Raw genomic sequence first — 18,588 nt, 5'->3', positions numbered from 1 at the left:
GAGCAACATACTCTAAGCGATCTCAGCCAGTCTAATCATTTACTTGGAAGGTTTGATAAGTATTGGTTATCAAAGTGGATCAACATAAAGTATTTGCATAATTTCCATACTTCAATAATAATTGAAATATGGAAATTAAATCGATTGTATCGGCTTTAGCCGCATTGGCCCAAGAGTCCCGTCTCACCATCTTTCGTTTGTTGGTACAGGCCGGTCCTACAGGGCTACCCGCAGGAAAGATCAGCGAAGTAACGGGGATTGCGCCGTCATCGCTATCCTTTCATCTGAAGGAAATGAGTCACGCCAGTATGGTGACTTCTCGTCAGGAGGGTCGCTTCGTCATTTACGCTGCCAACTTCTGCACGATGAATACGCTGATTACCTTTTTGACTGAGAATTGTTGTCAGGGTGAGCCGTGTATGCCGGAGAGTCTGGCGTGTGCTGTTGGTGACGTGGGTTGCGAACGTTCCAATCATTAATTGATACGACACATCCGGAGAGCAATATGTCTGATCAAGCTGCAAAGGTACTGGTTCTTTGTACAGGTAATTCAGCACGCAGCATCATGAGTGAAGCACTCATCAATGTTCTTGGAGAAGGCCGCTTTTTAGCCTATAGCGCGGGGAGTCAACCGAGTGGTCGCGTAAATCCTTTTGCGGTTGAGCAGGCACATTCGATTGGCTATGACACGGTGAATGTCAGAAGCAAAAGCTGGGATGAATTCTCACAACCTGACTCCCCAAAAATGGATATCGTGATTACCGTCTGTGGTAGCGCGGCAGGGGAGTCTTGCCCACTCTGGCGCGGTAGTCCAATTAAGGTTCATTGGGGCTTTGAAGATCCATCGTATGTCGATGGCAGTGATGAGGATAAGCGTGCTGCATTTACTAAGACCTTTGCTCAGATACGTGGCAAAGTGAATCTCTTGGTCAATCTACCTATCGATACCTTGAGCAGTACTGAGCTTGAAGCTGAGTTGCAAGCTATCGGCGATTTGCCCGTCTAAGAGACTTACGCTTACCTTATGTATGATAAAAATGATAAGGAGCTTTACCTTTGTCTAACCCCTTAGATGGCTATGTAAAAGATACCACCCAGTCGATGAGTGTGTTTGAGCGTTTTCTCACGGTATGGGTTTTTATCTGTATCGTTGTTGGTATAGGTTTAGGACAATTGTTTCCGAATATCTTTCAAGCCATCGGCCATATGGAAATCGCGCAGGTGAATCTACCGGTCGGTTTGCTGATCTGGATTATGATTATTCCGATGCTGATCAAAGTTGATTTTTCCGCACTGCATGAAGTTCGTCAGCATGTCAAAGGGATCGGTGTCACCCTGTTTGTGAATTGGCTGGTGAAACCGTTTTCGATGGCTTTTCTAGGGTGGTTGTTCATTCGCCAGATTTTCGCCCCTTATTTACCTGCGGATCAATTGGATAGTTATATTGCAGGGCTGATTTTATTGGCCGCTGCGCCATGTACGGCGATGGTGTTTGTTTGGAGTCGCCTGACCAATGGCGATCCACTTTTTACCCTGTCCCAAGTGGCGTTAAATGACAGCATCATGGTTGTAGCATTTGCACCATTGGTTGCATTACTACTCGGCATTTCGGCGATTACCGTACCTTGGGCGACTCTCGTTACCTCTGTTGTGCTCTATATTGTGATTCCGGTCATCATTGCCCAGTTTTTGCGTAAGGCTTTGCTTGCAAAGGGACAGGCTGCATTTGATGCGGTCATGGCAAAGATTGGTCCATGGTCGATAACAGCGTTACTTGTAACGCTGGTTCTGTTGTTCGCCTTTCAAGGGCAAGCGATCATTAAGCAGCCTCTGGTCATTGCTTTGCTAGCCGTACCCATTTTGATTCAAGTGATACTCAATTCATCACTGGCCTATTGGCTTAATCGGGCAGTGGGAGAGAAGCACAACATTGCCTGTCCGTCGGCATTGATCGGTGCATCCAATTTCTTTGAATTGGCGGTGGCAGCTGCGATTAGTCTATTTGGTTTTCATTCAGGAGCAGCGCTGGCGACCGTGGTTGGCGTATTGATCGAAGTACCGATCATGTTGCTGGTTGTGTCAGTCGTGAACCGATCCAAGGGCTGGTATGAAGGAACTTCCGCTTAATTCCGTTTTATGATTCCAGTCTAGACAATGTCAGTGTCTTAAAGTGCTGCACGATGATCGAGTGCTCATGGCGTCTAGATGCAATGGCCAAGCGAGCAACGGGTGCATCGCCTTCGATGTCTAAGTATTCAATGCCATGAATTTTGACTTGTGCGATAGAGCCTGGAACGATGGAAACCCCAAGTCCCGCAGCTACCAACGTTACAACTGAAGAAATTTGCGGGACGACCTGTCCAATTTTGGGTTCAAACCCTACTCGCCGACACGTCATAATAATCTCATCGTATAAGCTAAAACCGACTGTGCGCGGGAACATCACAAAGGGTTCATCTCGCAGTGCAGTCAGCGGCAGTGCGCTGTGAGTCGCAAGCGGGTGCTCATGGGGCAAAACGATCTTCATGGGCTCTTCGTCGAGTAATTGAAAGTCTACACTATCCAGTTTGATCGATCCAGGACGAATAAAAACGACATCGAGTTCTTCATTGGCAAGTTTTGTGAGGAGCTGCGAAGTATTGCTCTCGTTTAAAGAGAGATTCACTTCGGGATAAGTCTGTTGAAACGCCCTAATTGCTGTAGGAACAATGGCATTAAAAATGGCTGATGCTGAAAATCCGACTCGTAATCGCCCGGTAATCCCACGTGCTGCGCGTTGTGCTGCACTTTTGGCACGCTCAACTTGGGTGATCACGTGAACAGCTTCTTGCTGAAAAGCCTTGCCGACTTCAGTCAGTTCAGCACCATGCGCTAAGCGATGAAACAAAGGCGCGCCGATCTCATGCTCCAGATCCTTGATTTGCTGGCTGAGAGGCGGTTGTCCGATGCCCATCTTTGCTGCCGCGCGCGTAAAGTTCTGTTCTTCGGCGACAGCAAGAAAGTAGCGAATATGGCGTATGTCCATAGGTATATATAAAAGCGATGAAGAAGACTAGTATTATATATTAGACTGTTTGGTCAGTGAGTTTTAAAATGCATCCATGATTTAATTTTAGAGATCATTATGCGTGCTCAAGCTGGCGTACAGCCATCTCCCGTTGCAATCAGTCCTGCCACTTCCCAGATTAAAAAAACGCAGTCCAAAGATCACGGTATCGTCAAAGGATCTGCTGCATACCGACGCATCAATATTGCCTTATTTGCCGCAGGATTTTGTACCTTTTCGTTAATGTATGGTGTGCAGGCGATCCTGCCTTTGTTTGCGCATACTTTTCATGTCAGTGCGGCAGAGAGCGCCTTAGCGTTGTCATTGACAACGGGTTTTGTTGCCTTGTCGATAGTGCTGCTTGGCACCGCATCTGAGAATTTTGGGCGTAAAGAGCTGATGTCCATGTCGATGCTGGGTGCAGCAGTATTGAATTTATTGGCCGCTTTTGCACCGAACTGGCATATTCTATTGGTGTTGCGTGCGCTTGAAGGCATTATGCTTGGCGGTGTACCCGCTGTAGCGATGGCTTATTTGGCTGAGGAAATCCACCCGAAAGGCCTAGGTCTTGCGATGGGGCTGTATGTCGGAGGCAATGCGATTGGCGGTATGGTGGCACGGGTGACAACAGGCTATCTGGCTGAAGTCAGTTCATGGCGAGTCGCCATGGGGGTGATGGGTGGACTCTGCTTAGTGCTGGCACTGGTCTTTAAGGCATTGCTACCGGCATCGAAAAAATTTAAACGTCAAACTGAATTCAAAATGGCATTTCATATTAATGCCTTTCGCAGTCATCTGTTACGTCCTGAGCTGGTGGTGCTATTTGCCGTCGGCTTCTTGATGATGGGTGCCTTTGTCACTGTCTATAACTATGCGGGATTCCGTTTATTGGCTTCGCCTTTTAATTTGTCGGCAACCCAAGTCGGCTTTATTTTTATGGCCTATATCTTCGGTGCCATCGCCTCATCATTAGCAGGCGAGGTTGCTGACCGATTTGGGCGCTATCCGGTGTTGATTTTGGGTATCTTGCTGACTGCTTTAGGAGTTGGACTCACGCTTTCTCATGTCTTAGTTTTGATCGTCATAGGAATCATCGTGATGACAATCGGTTTTTTTACCACTCATTCTATTGCGAGTTCTTGGGTGGGTCGCATGGCGATAGGAACTAAAGGGCACGCAACGTCATTGTATTTATTGGCGTACTACATGGGTGCCAGTGTCATGGGGGCTTTCGGTGGCTGGTTTTGGGATCATGGCGCCTGGATATCTGTGGTTGAGTTCACAGGCGTGCTACTGATGCTGGCATTGGTTGCGGCGATCGTGATGCGCAGATTCACGCAAGCATCAACCATTTAGTAACATTTTTAAGTCCCTTATCTGTTTACAATATAAGCTATTGACAGATTCTGATAGCAGGCATAATTTACAGAGGCGGTTGATTTATCGGGTTGCAAGTTCATTTAATCGAAGGAATGGGATGTTATGAAAAAGCTATTAATCGCGACAACTGCAGTTGTTTTTGCTTTAAGTGCTGGTGCTGCAAATGCATGTCCTAAAGGTCAGCATATGGAAGGCGGTACTGGTGCACACCATAAAGGTGGGAAATGTGTGGCGAATGCTGCTCCAGCAGCTAAGCCTATGGCAATGTCCATGCCGATGGCTGCAAAAAGCTAAGTTTTATCGTATTCAAAAAGACCCGCTCCGGCGGGTTTTTTTATACAATATGATCCTATGGTCATAAACCGATGTCTTGATTTTAATTCTCCCCTTCTTTAGTTGGACCACGTATGAACTCTCTGATTCGTTTCTCCATTCTATGTGCGAGTTTGGCTATATCTCTCGTTACAGAAGCTCGAACGATAGAGGAAGTAAAAGCCAGTGGTAAGTTAATTGTCGCGACAGAGACTGCGTATCCACCATTTACTTATACTCAAAATGGCGTGCGAACAGGGCTGGATGTTGAGCTCATGGAAGCGGTAGCCAAAAAGATGGGTGTGAAAGTTGAGTGGCAGGTCTTATCCTTCGATGTCCTTCTCGTGGGCTTAGCACAGAATCGCTGGGATATGGCGGTATCATCGATTGGCATCACGCCAACGCGTGCCAAAGCGGTGACGTTTGCCAATCCTGAGTATTGTAGTGGTGCGGTCATTGTCTCTAAGGACCCACAGGTAAATTCTATTGCAACGCTTAAAAATAAAGTGATTGCGGTGCAGACGGGCACAACCTATTTACCCAATTTACGCGCGATTCCTAATGTGAAAGAAATCAAAAACTACCCGAAAGATGCGGATGCTATCTCTGCACTGCTGGCTGGGCGCGTGGATGCATGGGTCAGCGATCGTTTCTCTGCCAAAGCAGCGGTCAATAGCATGCCGCAAGCGGGGCTGAAAATCGGTGGCTTTGTACTGGTTGAAAAACTGGCAGTAGCTGTAAAGAAAGATAATTTGAGTCTCGCGAATGCCTATAACAAGGCTTTGGCTGAAGTGATGGCAGATGGAACCTATAAAAAAATCTCTGAAAAATACACGGCTGAGGATGTACGCTGTAAATAATCATCAAATGGTTTAATACATCGCTTTACATAAAAAGCAGATGGTCAAATTGACCATCTGCTTTTTTCTTATCTTTTTTACAGATAGGTATTGCATTAATTCTGCTTATGGCTTAATCCTTGCTTAAGCTATCCTGATTCGTCTCTAGAGACCGCACTGATTCATTGAAAAAATCAGTCAGTCTGCCGAATGACTTAGGCTAAATCATGGGCTGAGTTCAATACCACATTGCGATCCAGTGTTGGCTATTTATTTAATTTTGTTAGGATTAAATCCGAAATGCGTACGATACCCCGCTTCATTTTAACCGCTCTTGCCATGAGCTGTTTACCCTTGACTGCACATGCTCTAACCCCAGATGATTCTGCACCATTAGGTAAACTTCCGGATTGGGTGCAACCTTTATCCTACCATTTGGATTTTCGTGTTGATCCGAGTAAACAGGATTACACAGGTATATCGTTGATTGATATTGAACTCAAACAACCAGCAGATCATATTTGGCTGCATGGTGAAGAACTGACCGTGACCCAAGCTCAGGTCGCGACTGTAGGTCAAAAAACGACACCGACTAAAACCATCAAGGCCAAATATGCTATCGCTGCAGAAAAAGAAGGCGTGGCGGTGTTGAACTTTGGTCAGGTACTGCCAGCGGGTCATTATCAAGTGAAGCTGTCGTTCAAGACGAAGTTTAATCAGCAGTTGCAAGGCGTCTATAAGGTGTCTTTTCAAGGGCAACCCTATGTCATGACGCAAATGGAAGCGATCAGTGCCCGTTATGGTTTTCCCGGCTTTGATGAGCCGCGTTTTAAAACGCCCTTTGAGTTGACTCTAACGGTTCCGAAGGATCTGGTTGCAGTAGCCAATACCCGACAGGTCAGTGATCAAAAGACGAAAGACGGCTGGCGCACTGTGAAGTTTGCACCAACTAAACCATTACCCACTTATCTTGTTGCTTTTGCTGTGGGTCCTTGGGACGTGACCAAAGGTCCTGATATTGCTCCAACTGCATGGCGTGATCATGTCACCCCACTTCGTGGTATCTCGCCGCATGGCACAGGCCAAAAAATGCAGCATGCACTGTCTGAGACACCAGCGATTGTCCATACACTGGAAGAGTATTTTGGATTTGGCTATCCCTTTGACAAGCTGGATATCTTGGGCGCACCAGACTTTGCCGCAGGGGCGATGGAGAATCCGGGACTGGTGACCTTCCGCGATTACTATATGTTACTCGACAAGGACTCACCGGTATCGCTGGTGCAGACCTCCTTTAATGTCAATGCACATGAAATATCACATCAATGGTTTGGGGATACCGTCACTATGCCGTGGTGGGATGACATCTGGTTGAATGAAGCCTTTGCCACATGGATGCAAAAGAAAGTCACCCAGAAGCTCCATCCTGAATATCGTGCCGATCTTGAAGTGATTGAAGGCGCGAATGGTGCGATGCAGAGCGACAGTTTGGTCAGTGTGCGTCGTATTCGTCAGCCTATTATTAATAATGGTGATATCGACAGTGCATTTGATGGAATTACTTATCAAAAAGGTGCAGCCGTGCTGAACATGTTTGAGCGTTATCTCGGCGCCGACACGTTCCGTAAAGGCATTCAAGCCCATGTGCAACAGCACCAGTTCGGTAATGCGACCGCTGATGATCTGATTGCGACACTCGCTAAAACCTCAGGTCAAGGAGAGCATTTTGTTAAAGCAATGCAGAGCTTCCTTGATCAACCGGGTGTACCACTCGTTGAAACGAGTTTAAGCAATAAAGACGGCAAAACCGTATTGCATGTTAAACAACAACGTTATCTGCCGTATGGTTCGACAGGCAGTGTTAACCAGCAATGGGGTATCCCTGTTTGCGTACGCTATGGCGAGCCAACCGCTGCGATTGCAGATAGTAAAGTACAGTGTGAGCTGCTCGAGCAACCTGAAGGCGATATAGTGCTTAAAGGTGCTACCGCATCTTCTTGGTATATCCCCAATGCCGATGCAGCAGGCTACTATCGTTTTAGTTTAAGCAATAATGATTGGGCGCGCTTGAATGCACAAGTGACCACCTTGTCCGATGCCGAGCAGTTGGCTTATGCCGATGCCATTGATTCAGCATTCCAGCATGGGGATATTGATGCGTCAGTGGTATTGACCGCGGCGAAGCAATTGGCAACCTCAAAAACACGTGAAGTCGCTACTGCGCTGATCCCGACGCTGACTTGGTTGAATAAATATCTGGCAAAGACCCCAGCGGAACACGCTCAGATTACGGCGGTTGCACGTGATTTGTATTTGGCACGTTTGCAAGCTTTAGGTTATGAGCGTCATGATGGCGAGTCAGAAGATGCCGGTTTACTCCGTGCGACTCTGACTGACTTCTTGGCACTTGACATTAAATTGCCAGAAGTCCGCAGTGCATTACTGTCACAAAGTGAAAAAACACTTAAACCAAACGCCAAAGGCACGCTGAATTTACAGGTAGTTAATGCTGAGCTGCTTGGTGATATTTTAAGCGTCGCTGTGCAGGAGCAAGGTCGCAAGGTATTGGATCAGTTGATCCAAGAGCTAGGACGTAATGGCGATCCTGCTCAGCGTCTTTCGCTCCTTGCGGCGATAGGAGCTGCAAGCCAAAAAGAAGATGCGGAAGTTGCCCGTAATGTCGCCATAGACGAGCGTGTGAAAGTGGGTGAGATGCGTTATCTATTGAACTCAAGCCGTCTGTACGGTGAAGGCCGTGCCGCAACGTGGGATTGGTTTGTACGTAATCATGACAAAGTACTTAAACGTACTGGTAGCCATACCAGCGGACGCATCCCAGGTCTAGTTGGAGGTAATGGCTGTTCACAAGAGGATGCAGATCAATTGGCAGCATTCTTTGAGCCACGTGTTAAAGAACTGGTCGGCACTGAGCGTAGCTTTAAGCAGACGCGTGAAAACGCATTGCTGTGTAAAGCACTGGTGGATAAACAGCCTTCGGCTGCGATCCTTAAATAAGATTAAGTCCTGAATAGAGTTAAAAAAAATGGCGTGTCATGTAACACGCCATTTTTTATGCCTGTATGACGTCTTATCCTGCGAAAGCAGGGACCTCCATTTCACGTGCGGCATAGAATGCTTGCACAAAGCTTTCTAATTGACCTTGTTCAATGGCAGCGCGCAGCCCTTGCATCAAGGTTTGATAGTAGGCGAGGTTGTGGATCGTGCCGAGCATCGCACCCAGCATTTCACCAGTCTTGTCCAAATGATAAAGGTATGAGCGGGTAAAGTTCTGGCATGTATAGCAATTGCAATTGGCATCCAGTGGGCGCATATCATGACGATACTGGCTATTGCGAATCCGTACGATGCCAGTGCTGATAAAATAATGACCATTACGTGCATTACGAGTTGGCATTACGCAGTCAAACATATCGACCCCACGGCGCACTGCTTCAACGATATCTTCAGGCTTACCAACACCCATCAAGTAACGTGGTTTATCTGCTGGCAGCTTACGCGGCAGATAATCCAGAATTTTGATCATTTCTTCTTTGGGCTCGCCAACCGACAAACCACCAATGGCATAACCATCAAAGCCGATATCGGTTAAACCTTCTAAAGATTCATCACGCAGTTCAGGATACATCCCACCTTGGACGATACCAAACAAGGCATTAGGGTTGCCTTCATGGGCGACCTTACAGCGTTTAGCCCAGCGCAGAGAAAGCTGTAAGGACATCCGTGCTTGGCTGTATGTTGCTGGGTAGGGCGTACATTCATCAAAAATCATGACGATATCGGAGTTTAAGGTTTTCTGAATCTCCATGGATTTTTCAGGAGACAGAAATACTTTTGAGCCATCAATCGGCGAGCGGAACGTCACGCCCTCTTCTTTAATTTTTGCACCTAAGCTAAAAACCTGAAAGCCACCAGAGTCAGTCAGAATCGGTTTATTCCACTGCATGAAATTGTGCAAACCGCCATGCTCAGCAATCACTTCCAGACCCGGACGTAAGTACAAGTGGAAGGTATTACCCAATACGATATGCGCACCGATTTCCTCGACATCACGTGGCAGCATGCCTTTGACCGTGCCGTAAGTTCCTACAGGCATAAAAGCAGGTGTTTCTACGACGCCATGTGCCAGTGTCACACGACCACGACGAGCCAAGCCATCCTGAGCGAGTTTTTCAAAAATTAACGGCTTGTCAGTCGCGTTTAACACTGGCTGAGCGGGTGTAGCAGCGGTCATGGGGTTTCCTTCAATAAATAGGCTTAAAACAATTGTTTTAATGGGAATGCCGTGCAATGTATCTGCCAACTTTAAAGCGTGAGAAGTTGACAGAGGATGATGTCTTGTTTACTGGAATTTAAGGGTTTGCTCGATCAATCAGCATGGCATCTCCATAGCTGAAAAAGCGATATTTCTGAGCGATTGCATGCTGATAGGCAGACATAATCTTGTCGCGTCCAGTCAGTGCAGATACAAGCATAAGTAGTGTCGATTCAGGCAAATGAAAGTTTGTCATCAAACGATCAATAACCGCAAACTGATAACCAGGATAGATAAAGATATCAGTCTCACCTGACCATGCTTGTAACGACCCGCCATGAGCGCGTGCTGCGCTCTCTAGCGCCCGTGTAGCAGTGGTTCCAACTGCAATCACTTTTCCGCCTTGCGCTTGAGTTGCACGCACGGCATCAACGGTTTCTTGTGGCACTTCACCCCATTCCGCATGCATCACGTGGTCTTTGATGTTTTCCGTACGTACTGGCTGAAAAGTCCCTGCACCAACATGCAGTGTTACGAAGGCGGTTTTGATGCCTTTGGCATGCAGACGTTCTAGCAGCGCTTCATCAATATGCAAGCCAGCAGTTGGCGCGGCCACACTGGCGGATTTTTCTGGATCGTGAAACACAGTTTGATATCGCGTCTCATCAGACTCTTCTGCAGGACGATTAAAGTAGGGTGGGATGGGAAGTGCACCATATTGCTCAAGCGCTTCCAGCACAGGCTGATCAAACTCGAGAATATAGAGATTGTCTTTACGACCCTTTACCGTTGCTTTGACTTGACCCTCTGCAAGCGTCAGTACTGCACTAGATTTAGGCGAGTTACTGGCTCGGACATGAGCCAGACCATGATACGTATCCGTGATGCGCTCTACCAACACCTCGACTGCGCCGCCACTAGGGCGTACGCCATGCAGACGCGCTTTGATCACGCGGGTGTCATTGAGTACGAGTAAGTCACCAGCGTTCAGCAGGTCGGGCAGGTCGACAATCTGGCGGTCACTGATCTCTCCTTGATGGGAGAGGCACAGCAAACGTGAATCACTACGACCAGCAAGTGGGTAACGGGCAATCAGTTCATCGGGGAGGAAGTAGTGAAAATCAGCAAGTTGCATACGAAATAAGCAATCAGTTCAAGAAAGGCGCCATATGATAACAAATAATACAACTAAACCGAAGAAGGGGTTGACACAAAATTCTTTGAAGGTATGATGTGCGCCTGCAACATCATTCTTGCCGGGGTGGTGAAATTGGTAGACGCGGTGGACTCAAAATCCACTGTCAGAGATGACGTGTCGGTTCGAGTCCGACCCTCGGCACCAAGATTTAGCCTTAGGGCTTAAAAAAACCCAACATCGTTATGTTGGGTTTTTTTATGCTCGAAATTTAAGGAATAAATACCCATCCATCACTAAGACTCTTCTTACTAGAACTTTCAGAAAAGAAAATCTGTAACTGTGAGTATTCATAATCTTTGATTTGACTTTGTTTGACCCGTACCGAAATCATATGCCCGCATTCTGTACAGGACGTGCTATGTAACCGGTGATAGTCTGCCGGATATTCAAAAGATTCCGGTTGCATTGCATCACAAGACTGACAGATAAACCCTAAGAATGTGCCCATTATCAGCTTTACTCATTCGAAGAATATTTACCAAATGGTTAAGCAATGACTATACCATAGTTGTATTTTATTATTTCATTCGGTTGAATATTGTCCTTTTTTCAGAAAATAAAGCTCATTTTTAGGTTTGTTCGTTTTAGACGGTCTCATTTTTTTTAAAATTGCCTTTCTAGACCGTCAGATTTACTTTTCAGGCTCATCCGTTCGTTTAATCGTTATATCTATCAATAATTATACATATGATCAGGGCACTAAACGAAGGTATTAACCAAGCTAGATTTTGTTCACTTAGCGGTAAGTGCTGAATAAAATCCGGCAATAGTTTAGAGAATCCTGCTACTTTAAAGCCATCAATAACACCAAAGATAAAAGCAACGATCGTGACAGGAATAACAACATGTTGAGGCTTATTCCAGAAAGTCCAAAAAAAACTTAATATAATAATGACAATACTGGGTGGATAAATTGTGCTGAGTACAGGGACAGAAACAGTAATAAGCTTAGTCAAACCTAAATTTGAAATAAGAAATGAAAATATTATTAAAACAATGACTAATAATTTGTATGATATTTTAGTGAGTTGTGAAAAATACTCAGCACAAGAACAGGTCAAGCCGATTGCAGTCACCATGCAAGCTAAGAAAATAAGCGAGCTTAAAAGTAGGCCCCCTAAATTGCCAAAAACATGCTGTACATAAGCATGTAAAATGACCGCGCCATTTACTGCATTTGGTGCAATATCATGACTCAGCATGCCTAGTTTAAATAGGCTGACGTAAAGTAAAGTCAGTCCGACACCAGAAATTAAACTGGCAATAACGGCATATTTGGTAATGAGTTTGGGGTCAGAAACACCACGAGATTGAATGGCTTGAACAATAACAATCCCGAAGACCAAAGCACCTAAAGTATCCATTGTCAGATAGCCTGATATAAAGCCTTCGGAAACGGGGTGATCGATATAATGACCTATTGCAGGTGCAAACAATTCTCTTGGCACAATGACAGCTGAAAGTCCTAAAATAGCAAGTAAGACAATTTTCAAGGGTGCAAGTATGTGTCCCACACTATCGAGTAGTTTATTGGGATAGAGCGAAACCCATGCCACTACAAAAAAATAGAGTGCACTATAAATAAATAAATGACTTGATGACGTGCCAAAATAGGATGAAAAACCAATTTCATAGGAGATTGTCGCTGTACGTGGTGTCGCAAATAAAGGGCCTACAGAGAGATAACAAACCACAGTAAATAATAGACTTGTTACATGACCTAATGGCCTGCTGATATTTTCAATAGACCCTTGCATTCTAGACAAGGCCATGATGGTGATGACGGGTAGGCCAACCGCCGTAATCAGAAATCCCGCCGCCGCTAGCCATATTTGCTCACCAGCTTGTTGAGCGATAATAGGCGGAAAGATAATGTTACCTGCCCCGATAAAAAGAGCGAAAGTCATAAGCCCTAAAGCAATAATATCTCGACGAGGAAGATGGGTCATATTCTGGAGGTTGTCGTAAAACGGCGAATTTTAATGTAAATGTACAGGGTTGCAAAGCTTTAAGCTTAGAGATGATTTTACTGACGCATACTATAGATGCTATGAGCCAGTAAGGGACACATTGTTACATCGACCCTAGTTGACCTAATCACTTTAAGAAGAGTGTTGGTTTATATCGAAATACAACTTTTTATAAATGACAACGTCTTTTTACTTTACTCAGATTGAGAATAGGCATAAAAATAGAACCCATTGAAATGTGATCAAATACAAACAGTAATTAGTCGATCCCAACTTATTTTGATCTAGAACTTTGTTTTAGAAGGAACGTAACGCTTATGACAACTCCATTAAGATTACAGCCAGTCATTCATAATCTCTCCAGTGAAAATGCCTTATTCATCGTGTTAGGGATTAACAGTGGTGAAACGTCTTTAGAAACCATAAAAGAATTCTGTGCGAATTTCTCCGCCTTGGCTCGAAGTCTAAATAATCGATTCCCTGATGGAAATTTCGGTGCTGTTTTTGGGTTCGGCTCTAAAGCTTGGGATCAGTTGTTTCCCAATCAACCAAAGCCTAAAGAGTTGACTGAATTTCAAGAAATCAAAGGTGAAAAGCATACTGCGGTATCAACCGAAGGTGATTTGTTTTTTCATATTCGCGCTAATAAAGTGGCGATTTGCTATGAACTGGCTTCAATCATCAATGCCAAGCTTAAAGAGGTGACTTACTGTATCAGCGAAACCAGTGGATTCCGATACTTTGATGGCCGAGCGATTCTTGGATTTGTTGATGGTACGGAGAATCCTGAAGCCGTGATTGCACAAGGTTATGCTTATGTTGGAAGTGAGGATGCTGAGTTTACAGGGGGCAGCTATGCGTTTATCCAAAAGTATCTGCACAATATGGATAAATGGGCAGGCCTGACGACTGAGCAACAAGAGAAAGTGATCGGAAGAAGAAAGTTTAATGACGTGGAGCTTGAAGACGATGTTAAGCCATTAAATGCGCATAATGTGGTGAGCAAAGCCTTTGATGAGGACGGCAACGAGTTAAAGATTGTCAGAGGAAACATGCCGTTTTCTAATCCAGCGAAAGGGGAGTATGGGACATTTTTTATCGGCTATGCGCGTTCTTTTAAGACAACCCGACAGATGCTTGAGCATATGTTCTTGGGTAGTAAAGAAGGCTATGTCGATAGACTACTCGACTTTAGTACGCCGATAAGCGGGACCTTATTTTTTGTGCCGACTTACGACTTTTTGGATGATCTGGAATGATTGTCTGATAGTAAAAAAAAGCCCACCATAACAAGCGTGGGCAAAGGCTCTTACCCCCGATGGAGAAGGTAAGCAAGTCTTATGTATACATGGGGAAAGTAAGGTATTCACTTAATTTAACCAAATGGCAAATTAAATATAAAATATAAACAGTAATTTGGATTGTTTGTAATTGGTTTTTGTCATTCTAAATAATATTGCTAAATATAACTCAGAGAGATAACAATCTCCCGAAAAAAAACCGCGTTAAAGTAGCTTTTTTCTTTATGTTGTGCCGTCCTAGAATAGGTTGAAACAAAAAGAGCCTTAGCTCAGGAGTGTCGAATGGGACCATAAGTTAAGCGCACCCAGCGCGATTTCTTGTAAATCAAGCGTCATCCGTTAAATTGAACGCGGTGAAATGACTTATATCGAAGCCGCTAAACACTACGACTTATAAGGTCATTCTACAGTGCTTAACTGGTTACTCAAACACAGGAGTATAGGTTGGTTTGCGCTTGGAACGACCCCACTGTACATCCTAGTGTTTAGCTGCGTGGCGATTTCAGGCGATTGTGCAAGGCTCTGCAGGTTTTGCTTGGTGATCCCGAGTAATAGTAAAGGAGGAGAGGCAGTCGAGGATTTGATACGTGTGATGCAGAGAGCACGGTGGTTTTCATGATGGTATTTCTTTTGTCCGAAAGTCATATCCACAACCAAAGCGACCAAACCCAGAGAAAAATTTTGCATTACCAGTAGCAGCATTGCATCAGTGATTGAAAGTGTCAATTGAACTTGATAAAGTCAAAAAAATGCGACAAATTTGGCGTATTTGGCGTATTTGGCGTATTTGGCGTATTTGGCGTATTTGGCGGAGTTAACTTGCCTCTTTAAGCATAGATACAAACTAGCCAATCAGTTACGGAAAACTGCATGGCTGTAAACGAAGCCGATTTTTTTTTCGTGTTACGTGACGTAACTCATAATATAAATAAAGGGGATAAAAATGAAAAAAAATAGTCTATTGGCATTAATTTTAGGGCTAAGTCCTGGTTTGTCCGAAGCTCACATGCTCGGCCGTTTTGACTGTGGATATGATAATTCGGCTTTTTATGCGGATAGGGATGGTGACGGTTTATCGGATTATTGCCGTACTGTAGGCAATCAAGGCAGTACTTTCGTGGCTTGTGCAAAGGGGTATCGTTTAGGTTCCTTGACAGTGTATAGCGAAGCTGATCAATATGCTATTAAGCTTGTAGGTGCGGAGTCGGCAGGCAGTGCAAAGTGTCCTGCACTGGCTGGTAGGGTCGTTAAGAATATTCACCAAAAACTAGACTTACGGGATTTTGATAGCTTTCCACCGCCACCTCCAGATATGCCCCCATCTCCAGTACAGTCAAATCCTGTGAGACCTCAACCTGTGCTTGTACCAGCACCGTCAAATTCTGTGAGACCTCAAACTGTACCAGCGCAGCAAAGCGCAGATGGCTGCGTTAAGCAGACCATGACTGGCTCAACTAATACCTGGATCTACCATAACTCCTGTCCTCGGACAGTCAACGTGACAATGACGAAGACATGTACTGCCTCTGATGCTCAACATGCTGGCCAAACTAGGGAGGCGAATCTAACGGTGGCTCCAAATAGTGATGCTTCATGGAATTATATCCAGGCATATGGGGGCTGGTGCCAAGGACTGGCTGGAAACTCATTCTCAATCGGGATAACACGTCAGGTTTACCAGTAGTTGGGCTGAGTTTTTATAGTATCTTGAAGGTGAGCTTCCTCCGAAATTTAGTCTTCCAAAGGACGCTAAACTTAATACTAGTTTGGAGGAAGCAATATGCAAAAATCTTTAGACAAGTCTGTACGCAAGAGTTCAAGGAATTGACCGCTCAGCGTGCTAAAGATGGTCAATCCCTCTGCCACGGACAATGAGCTCGGCATCAATGATGCAGTCCTTTCATACCTTAGCTGTGAGTATCAGCGGCTACCGTGCTTGGTGGCCACATCGCAATTGTTTGACAGTGCCGCAATTCAAGCTCTGCAAGCAGATGTCAAACGTGCTGGCAGGGGGGGAGTTCAATAGCTTTAAGGGGTGCTATAAAACCCATGCTGCGATGAACTCGGCATACTTTGAATATATAAGGTGTTTTATAACCGTAAACGATTGCATTGGACACGAGTATAGATCACCTAGGCAGTACCTTAATCACAGGCTCAAAGCGCAAGATCAGCAACAGTTGGCTGCTTGATACCTAACTCTTGGGAGACGAAATATAAGGGGAAGCCCAATCTTTAAGGATTAGCTTGCACTGTTTAAGAGCTTTTCGACATCCTCAACATGCGTGGTATACGAGTTTAAAGTGCCTTGGTCGCACTCATCCCCTCTGATTGGTGTCGTGACTTGCGCGTTGGCAGGGAAAAGCTCTTCGCCATATTGTGCAACTAAACGCACACGCACATTTTCAAGTCGCTTGTTGGTTGTATTGTATTGACCGAAGTTCAAAATGCCGCACTTACGCTGCTTTGTGAGTGCTTTGAAGTAATTGGCCACACTCATCAGATAGACTGCTTTTGAGGCCGTTTGGCTTGGTGCAGCGGGAATCGATGTTGGCGCAGCCGTAATTTTTTCCGCTTGCGCTAAAGACGTCAAAGATAAAAGGACGACAATAAGTAGCTTTTTCATTCCTTGAAAACCTAGTTATATAAAGATTTTAGAATGCCAGAAAGTTACTGTAAAGCAAATAGATAACTGTGTATTTTTATTGACTAAGCAGTCTTATATTTCATAAACCCTTTACAAACAAGTCTGCGGATAATGAGAACAGAAAAAACAATCCGACGAACAACAGTAGTAAGACGACAAAAATAAACCAGCTACTTTTCACAACCTAACTCAATCACTCAAAATATGCGAACAGGTTATCATTTTTATACCAAATGGATAAAACAATTTAGATAAACGGTTGCCTATCTTTTATAAGAGGCTTAATGAGCCGTAGGTCAAAAACGTCAATAGCGTTGATCAAATCAGACATTGTTGTGAATGTTCTTCTTGGTAGAATCAATCTTCATTTATCAGTTCAATGGGCCTTGGGATCATGTCAGATATCACCACACGCGTTAAAGCAAAAGCACAGCTTGCTGCTATTAAAGTCATTATGCGTGTCATGCCTGCGCCCAGACCGCTGGTCTTGGTCGGGGCTGATTCATCCCTGCAATTATGCGCAACCATTGCCCAATTGGGTGTGAAGCGTGTTCTGGTAGTGACGGATGCGGTTTTGTATCAGCTTGGCGTGATTCAACCTATCGAAACTGAACTGCAACAGCATGGCATTAATACGACCATCTATTCGGGAGTCACTCCTGATCCTACTTTTAGTGTGGTTGAGGCAGGATTGGTGCTGCTCAAATCATCAGGGTGCGATAGCGTCCTTGCGATTGGCGGTGGATCAGCGATTGACGCCGCAAAAGTGATTGCATTGTCTGCATCCAATCAAAAAACACCTCAGCAATTGGTCGGCATACTCAAAGCTCGTAAAGCGTCATTGCCACTATTTGTGATTCCCACGACTGCGGGAACTGGCTCAGAAGTATCAGCGGGGGCCGTGGTCTCTGATGATCAAACGCATCAAAAGGGCTTGGTGCTGGATACCAAACTTGTGCCTCTTGCTACAGCCCTTGATCCGGTCATTATGCAAGGTATGCCAAAGAGCGTGACAGCAGATACAGGTCTGGATGCCCTAACACATGCCCTTGAGGCGTGGATGAGCGAATTTGCCTCATCAGAGTCTGATTTCTATGCGGGTGCGGCAGTACGGTTGATTTTTGAGAATTTGCCTACGGCATGGGCGGATGGCCGTAACCTTGCCGCACGGGAAGCGATGGCATTAGCTTCCCACTATGCTGGCCTTGCGATGAATCAGACTGCATTGGGCTATATCCATGCTATCGCTCATCAATTGGGTGCTTATTATGGCGTTCCGCATGGTCGGGCAAATTCAATAGTTATGCCACACATCCTTGAGTTTAACCGCCAAGCATCTGAAAAACGTTTAGCGCTACTTGCTGAGCGAGCAGGTGTCGTTATTGGTCACTTCAGCTCAGCTCAGGCGACGGATCTTTTTATTCAACGGGTAAAAAGCCTCCTGCATGAGTTAGAAATTGATAGTCGTATACCGCGTATCGACAGTAAGGATTTTCCAGCCATCATCAAGGGTGCTTTTGCAGAAGCACATGGGATTTATGCGGTGCCTAAGTACATGACTACTCTGGATGCGGAGAAAATCCTGCATGCGCTAAAGTCATGATGATGTCATCAGTGTCAAC

General features: G+C 45.2%; 15 protein-coding genes and 1 tRNA gene. 11 read left to right on the top strand and 5 right to left on the bottom strand.

Annotation, left to right across the window (positions count from 1 at the left end):
* The first annotated feature begins 128 nt into the window (after positions 1 to 128).
* The 3 genes from ACLHG7_RS07710 (at position 129) to arsB (ending at position 2,127) form a co-directional block, all read left to right on the top strand.
* Positions 129 to 479 carry an ArsR/SmtB family transcription factor gene (locus ACLHG7_RS07710; protein WP_410210472.1) on the top strand — a complete coding sequence of 117 codons (351 nt, stop codon included), beginning with the start codon at positions 129 to 131 and terminating at the stop codon, positions 477 to 479.
* A 26-nt stretch (positions 480 to 505) separates the two neighbouring features.
* Positions 506 to 1,006 (top strand): arsenate reductase ArsC, encoded by a 501-nt coding sequence (locus ACLHG7_RS07705; protein ID WP_410210471.1) that lies wholly within the window; start codon positions 506 to 508, stop codon positions 1,004 to 1,006.
* A gap of 95 nt (positions 1,007 to 1,101) precedes the next feature.
* Entirely contained in the window at positions 1,102 to 2,127 is a 1,026-nt protein-coding gene (gene arsB, locus ACLHG7_RS07700) for an ACR3 family arsenite efflux transporter (RefSeq protein WP_410210509.1), read from the top strand.
* A 7-nt stretch (positions 2,128 to 2,134) separates the two neighbouring features.
* Here arsB and ACLHG7_RS07695 read toward each other — a convergent pair whose 3' ends face one another.
* Positions 2,135 to 3,025, bottom strand: coding sequence for a LysR family transcriptional regulator (locus tag ACLHG7_RS07695; protein WP_410210470.1), 891 nt, complete (start codon positions 3,023 to 3,025; stop codon positions 2,135 to 2,137).
* Positions 3,026 to 3,124: 99 nt separating this feature from the next.
* Here ACLHG7_RS07695 and ACLHG7_RS07690 point away from each other — a divergent pair, with 99 nt between their 5' ends.
* The 4 genes from ACLHG7_RS07690 to ACLHG7_RS07675 all read left to right on the top strand — a co-directional run bounded on the left by ACLHG7_RS07690 (position 3,125) and on the right by ACLHG7_RS07675 (position 8,592).
* On the top strand, positions 3,125 to 4,402 hold the full coding sequence (locus ACLHG7_RS07690; RefSeq protein ID WP_410210469.1) for an MFS transporter: 1,278 nt from the start codon (positions 3,125 to 3,127) through the stop codon (positions 4,400 to 4,402).
* A 126-nt stretch (positions 4,403 to 4,528) separates the two neighbouring features.
* A complete protein-coding gene (locus tag ACLHG7_RS07685) occupies positions 4,529 to 4,720 on the top strand; it encodes a hypothetical protein (RefSeq protein WP_410210468.1) in 192 nt (63 codons plus the stop codon).
* A gap of 113 nt (positions 4,721 to 4,833) precedes the next feature.
* Positions 4,834 to 5,598 (top strand): ABC transporter substrate-binding protein, encoded by a 765-nt coding sequence (locus tag ACLHG7_RS07680; RefSeq protein ID WP_410210467.1) that lies wholly within the window; start codon positions 4,834 to 4,836, stop codon positions 5,596 to 5,598.
* A 279-nt stretch (positions 5,599 to 5,877) separates the two neighbouring features.
* Positions 5,878 to 8,592: a M1 family metallopeptidase gene (locus tag ACLHG7_RS07675; RefSeq protein ID WP_410210466.1), complete on the top strand. Its 2,715-nt coding sequence runs from the start codon at positions 5,878 to 5,880 to the stop codon at positions 8,590 to 8,592.
* A 73-nt stretch (positions 8,593 to 8,665) separates the two neighbouring features.
* Here ACLHG7_RS07675 and tgt read toward each other — a convergent pair whose 3' ends face one another.
* Complete coding sequence (gene tgt / locus ACLHG7_RS07670) at positions 8,666 to 9,829, bottom strand: tRNA guanosine(34) transglycosylase Tgt (RefSeq protein WP_410210465.1); 1,164 nt, start codon at positions 9,827 to 9,829, stop codon at positions 8,666 to 8,668.
* A gap of 118 nt (positions 9,830 to 9,947) precedes the next feature.
* Positions 9,948 to 10,985, bottom strand: a complete 1,038-nt coding sequence (queA, locus tag ACLHG7_RS07665; protein WP_410210464.1) for a tRNA preQ1(34) S-adenosylmethionine ribosyltransferase-isomerase QueA — start codon at positions 10,983 to 10,985, stop codon at positions 9,948 to 9,950.
* A 120-nt stretch (positions 10,986 to 11,105) separates the two neighbouring features.
* Here queA and ACLHG7_RS07660 point away from each other — a divergent pair.
* Positions 11,106 to 11,192: transfer RNA gene (locus tag ACLHG7_RS07660), tRNA-Leu, on the top strand.
* A 512-nt stretch (positions 11,193 to 11,704) separates the two neighbouring features.
* Here ACLHG7_RS07660 and brnQ read toward each other — a convergent pair.
* Positions 11,705 to 12,997, bottom strand: coding sequence for a branched-chain amino acid transport system II carrier protein (gene brnQ, locus ACLHG7_RS07655; RefSeq protein WP_410210463.1), 1,293 nt, complete (start codon positions 12,995 to 12,997; stop codon positions 11,705 to 11,707).
* 338 nt (positions 12,998 to 13,335) lie between these two features.
* Between brnQ and ACLHG7_RS07650 the strand changes: the two genes are divergently transcribed.
* Positions 13,336 to 14,277, top strand: a complete 942-nt coding sequence (locus ACLHG7_RS07650) for a Dyp-type peroxidase (protein WP_410210462.1) — start codon at positions 13,336 to 13,338, stop codon at positions 14,275 to 14,277.
* Between the two features lie 985 nt (positions 14,278 to 15,262).
* Positions 15,263 to 16,003, top strand: coding sequence for a hypothetical protein (locus tag ACLHG7_RS07645; RefSeq protein ID WP_410210461.1), 741 nt, complete (start codon positions 15,263 to 15,265; stop codon positions 16,001 to 16,003).
* Between the two features lie 558 nt (positions 16,004 to 16,561).
* Here the strand turns inward: ACLHG7_RS07645 and ACLHG7_RS07640 are convergent.
* Entirely contained in the window at positions 16,562 to 16,945 is a 384-nt protein-coding gene (locus ACLHG7_RS07640) for a hypothetical protein (RefSeq protein ID WP_410210460.1), read from the bottom strand.
* A 415-nt stretch (positions 16,946 to 17,360) separates the two neighbouring features.
* Here ACLHG7_RS07640 and ACLHG7_RS07635 point away from each other — a divergent pair, with 415 nt between their 5' ends.
* Positions 17,361 to 18,569 (top strand): iron-containing alcohol dehydrogenase, encoded by a 1,209-nt coding sequence (locus ACLHG7_RS07635; RefSeq protein ID WP_410210459.1) that lies wholly within the window; start codon positions 17,361 to 17,363, stop codon positions 18,567 to 18,569.
* The last annotated feature ends 19 nt before the right edge of the window (positions 18,570 to 18,588 follow it).

The organism is Aquirhabdus sp. (assembly GCF_046462495.1).
Lineage (GTDB): Bacteria > Pseudomonadota > Gammaproteobacteria > Pseudomonadales > Moraxellaceae > Aquirhabdus.
The sequence above is the reverse complement of the archived record's forward strand: the minus strand, read 5'-3'. Positions and strand labels throughout refer to the sequence as shown.

Excerpts from the sequence above, each read along its gene's own strand:
- arsB (WP_410210509.1), top strand. The coding sequence starts at position 1,102 with ATGAGTGTGTTTGAGCGTTTTCTCACGGTATGGGTTTTTATCTGTATC.
- ACLHG7_RS07635 (WP_410210459.1), top strand. The coding sequence starts at position 17,361 with ATGTCAGATATCACCACACGCGTTAAAGCAAAAGCACAGCTTGCTGCT.
- ACLHG7_RS07640 (WP_410210460.1), bottom strand. The coding sequence starts at position 16,945 with ATGAAAAAGCTACTTATTGTCGTCCTTTTATCTTTGACGTCTTTAGCG.
- ACLHG7_RS07675 (WP_410210466.1), top strand. The coding sequence starts at position 5,878 with ATGCGTACGATACCCCGCTTCATTTTAACCGCTCTTGCCATGAGCTGT.
- ACLHG7_RS07650 (WP_410210462.1), top strand. The coding sequence starts at position 13,336 with ATGACAACTCCATTAAGATTACAGCCAGTCATTCATAATCTCTCCAGT.
- ACLHG7_RS07695 (WP_410210470.1), bottom strand. The coding sequence starts at position 3,025 with ATGGACATACGCCATATTCGCTACTTTCTTGCTGTCGCCGAAGAACAG.
- ACLHG7_RS07645 (WP_410210461.1), top strand. The coding sequence starts at position 15,263 with ATGAAAAAAAATAGTCTATTGGCATTAATTTTAGGGCTAAGTCCTGGT.
- ACLHG7_RS07680 (WP_410210467.1), top strand. The coding sequence starts at position 4,834 with ATGAACTCTCTGATTCGTTTCTCCATTCTATGTGCGAGTTTGGCTATA.
- ACLHG7_RS07710 (WP_410210472.1), top strand. The coding sequence starts at position 129 with ATGGAAATTAAATCGATTGTATCGGCTTTAGCCGCATTGGCCCAAGAG.
- queA (WP_410210464.1), bottom strand. The coding sequence starts at position 10,985 with ATGCAACTTGCTGATTTTCACTACTTCCTCCCCGATGAACTGATTGCC.
- brnQ (WP_410210463.1), bottom strand. The coding sequence starts at position 12,997 with ATGACCCATCTTCCTCGTCGAGATATTATTGCTTTAGGGCTTATGACT.
- ACLHG7_RS07705 (WP_410210471.1), top strand. The coding sequence starts at position 506 with ATGTCTGATCAAGCTGCAAAGGTACTGGTTCTTTGTACAGGTAATTCA.
- ACLHG7_RS07690 (WP_410210469.1), top strand. The coding sequence starts at position 3,125 with ATGCGTGCTCAAGCTGGCGTACAGCCATCTCCCGTTGCAATCAGTCCT.
- tgt (WP_410210465.1), bottom strand. The coding sequence starts at position 9,829 with ATGACCGCTGCTACACCCGCTCAGCCAGTGTTAAACGCGACTGACAAG.
- ACLHG7_RS07685 (WP_410210468.1), top strand. The coding sequence starts at position 4,529 with ATGAAAAAGCTATTAATCGCGACAACTGCAGTTGTTTTTGCTTTAAGT.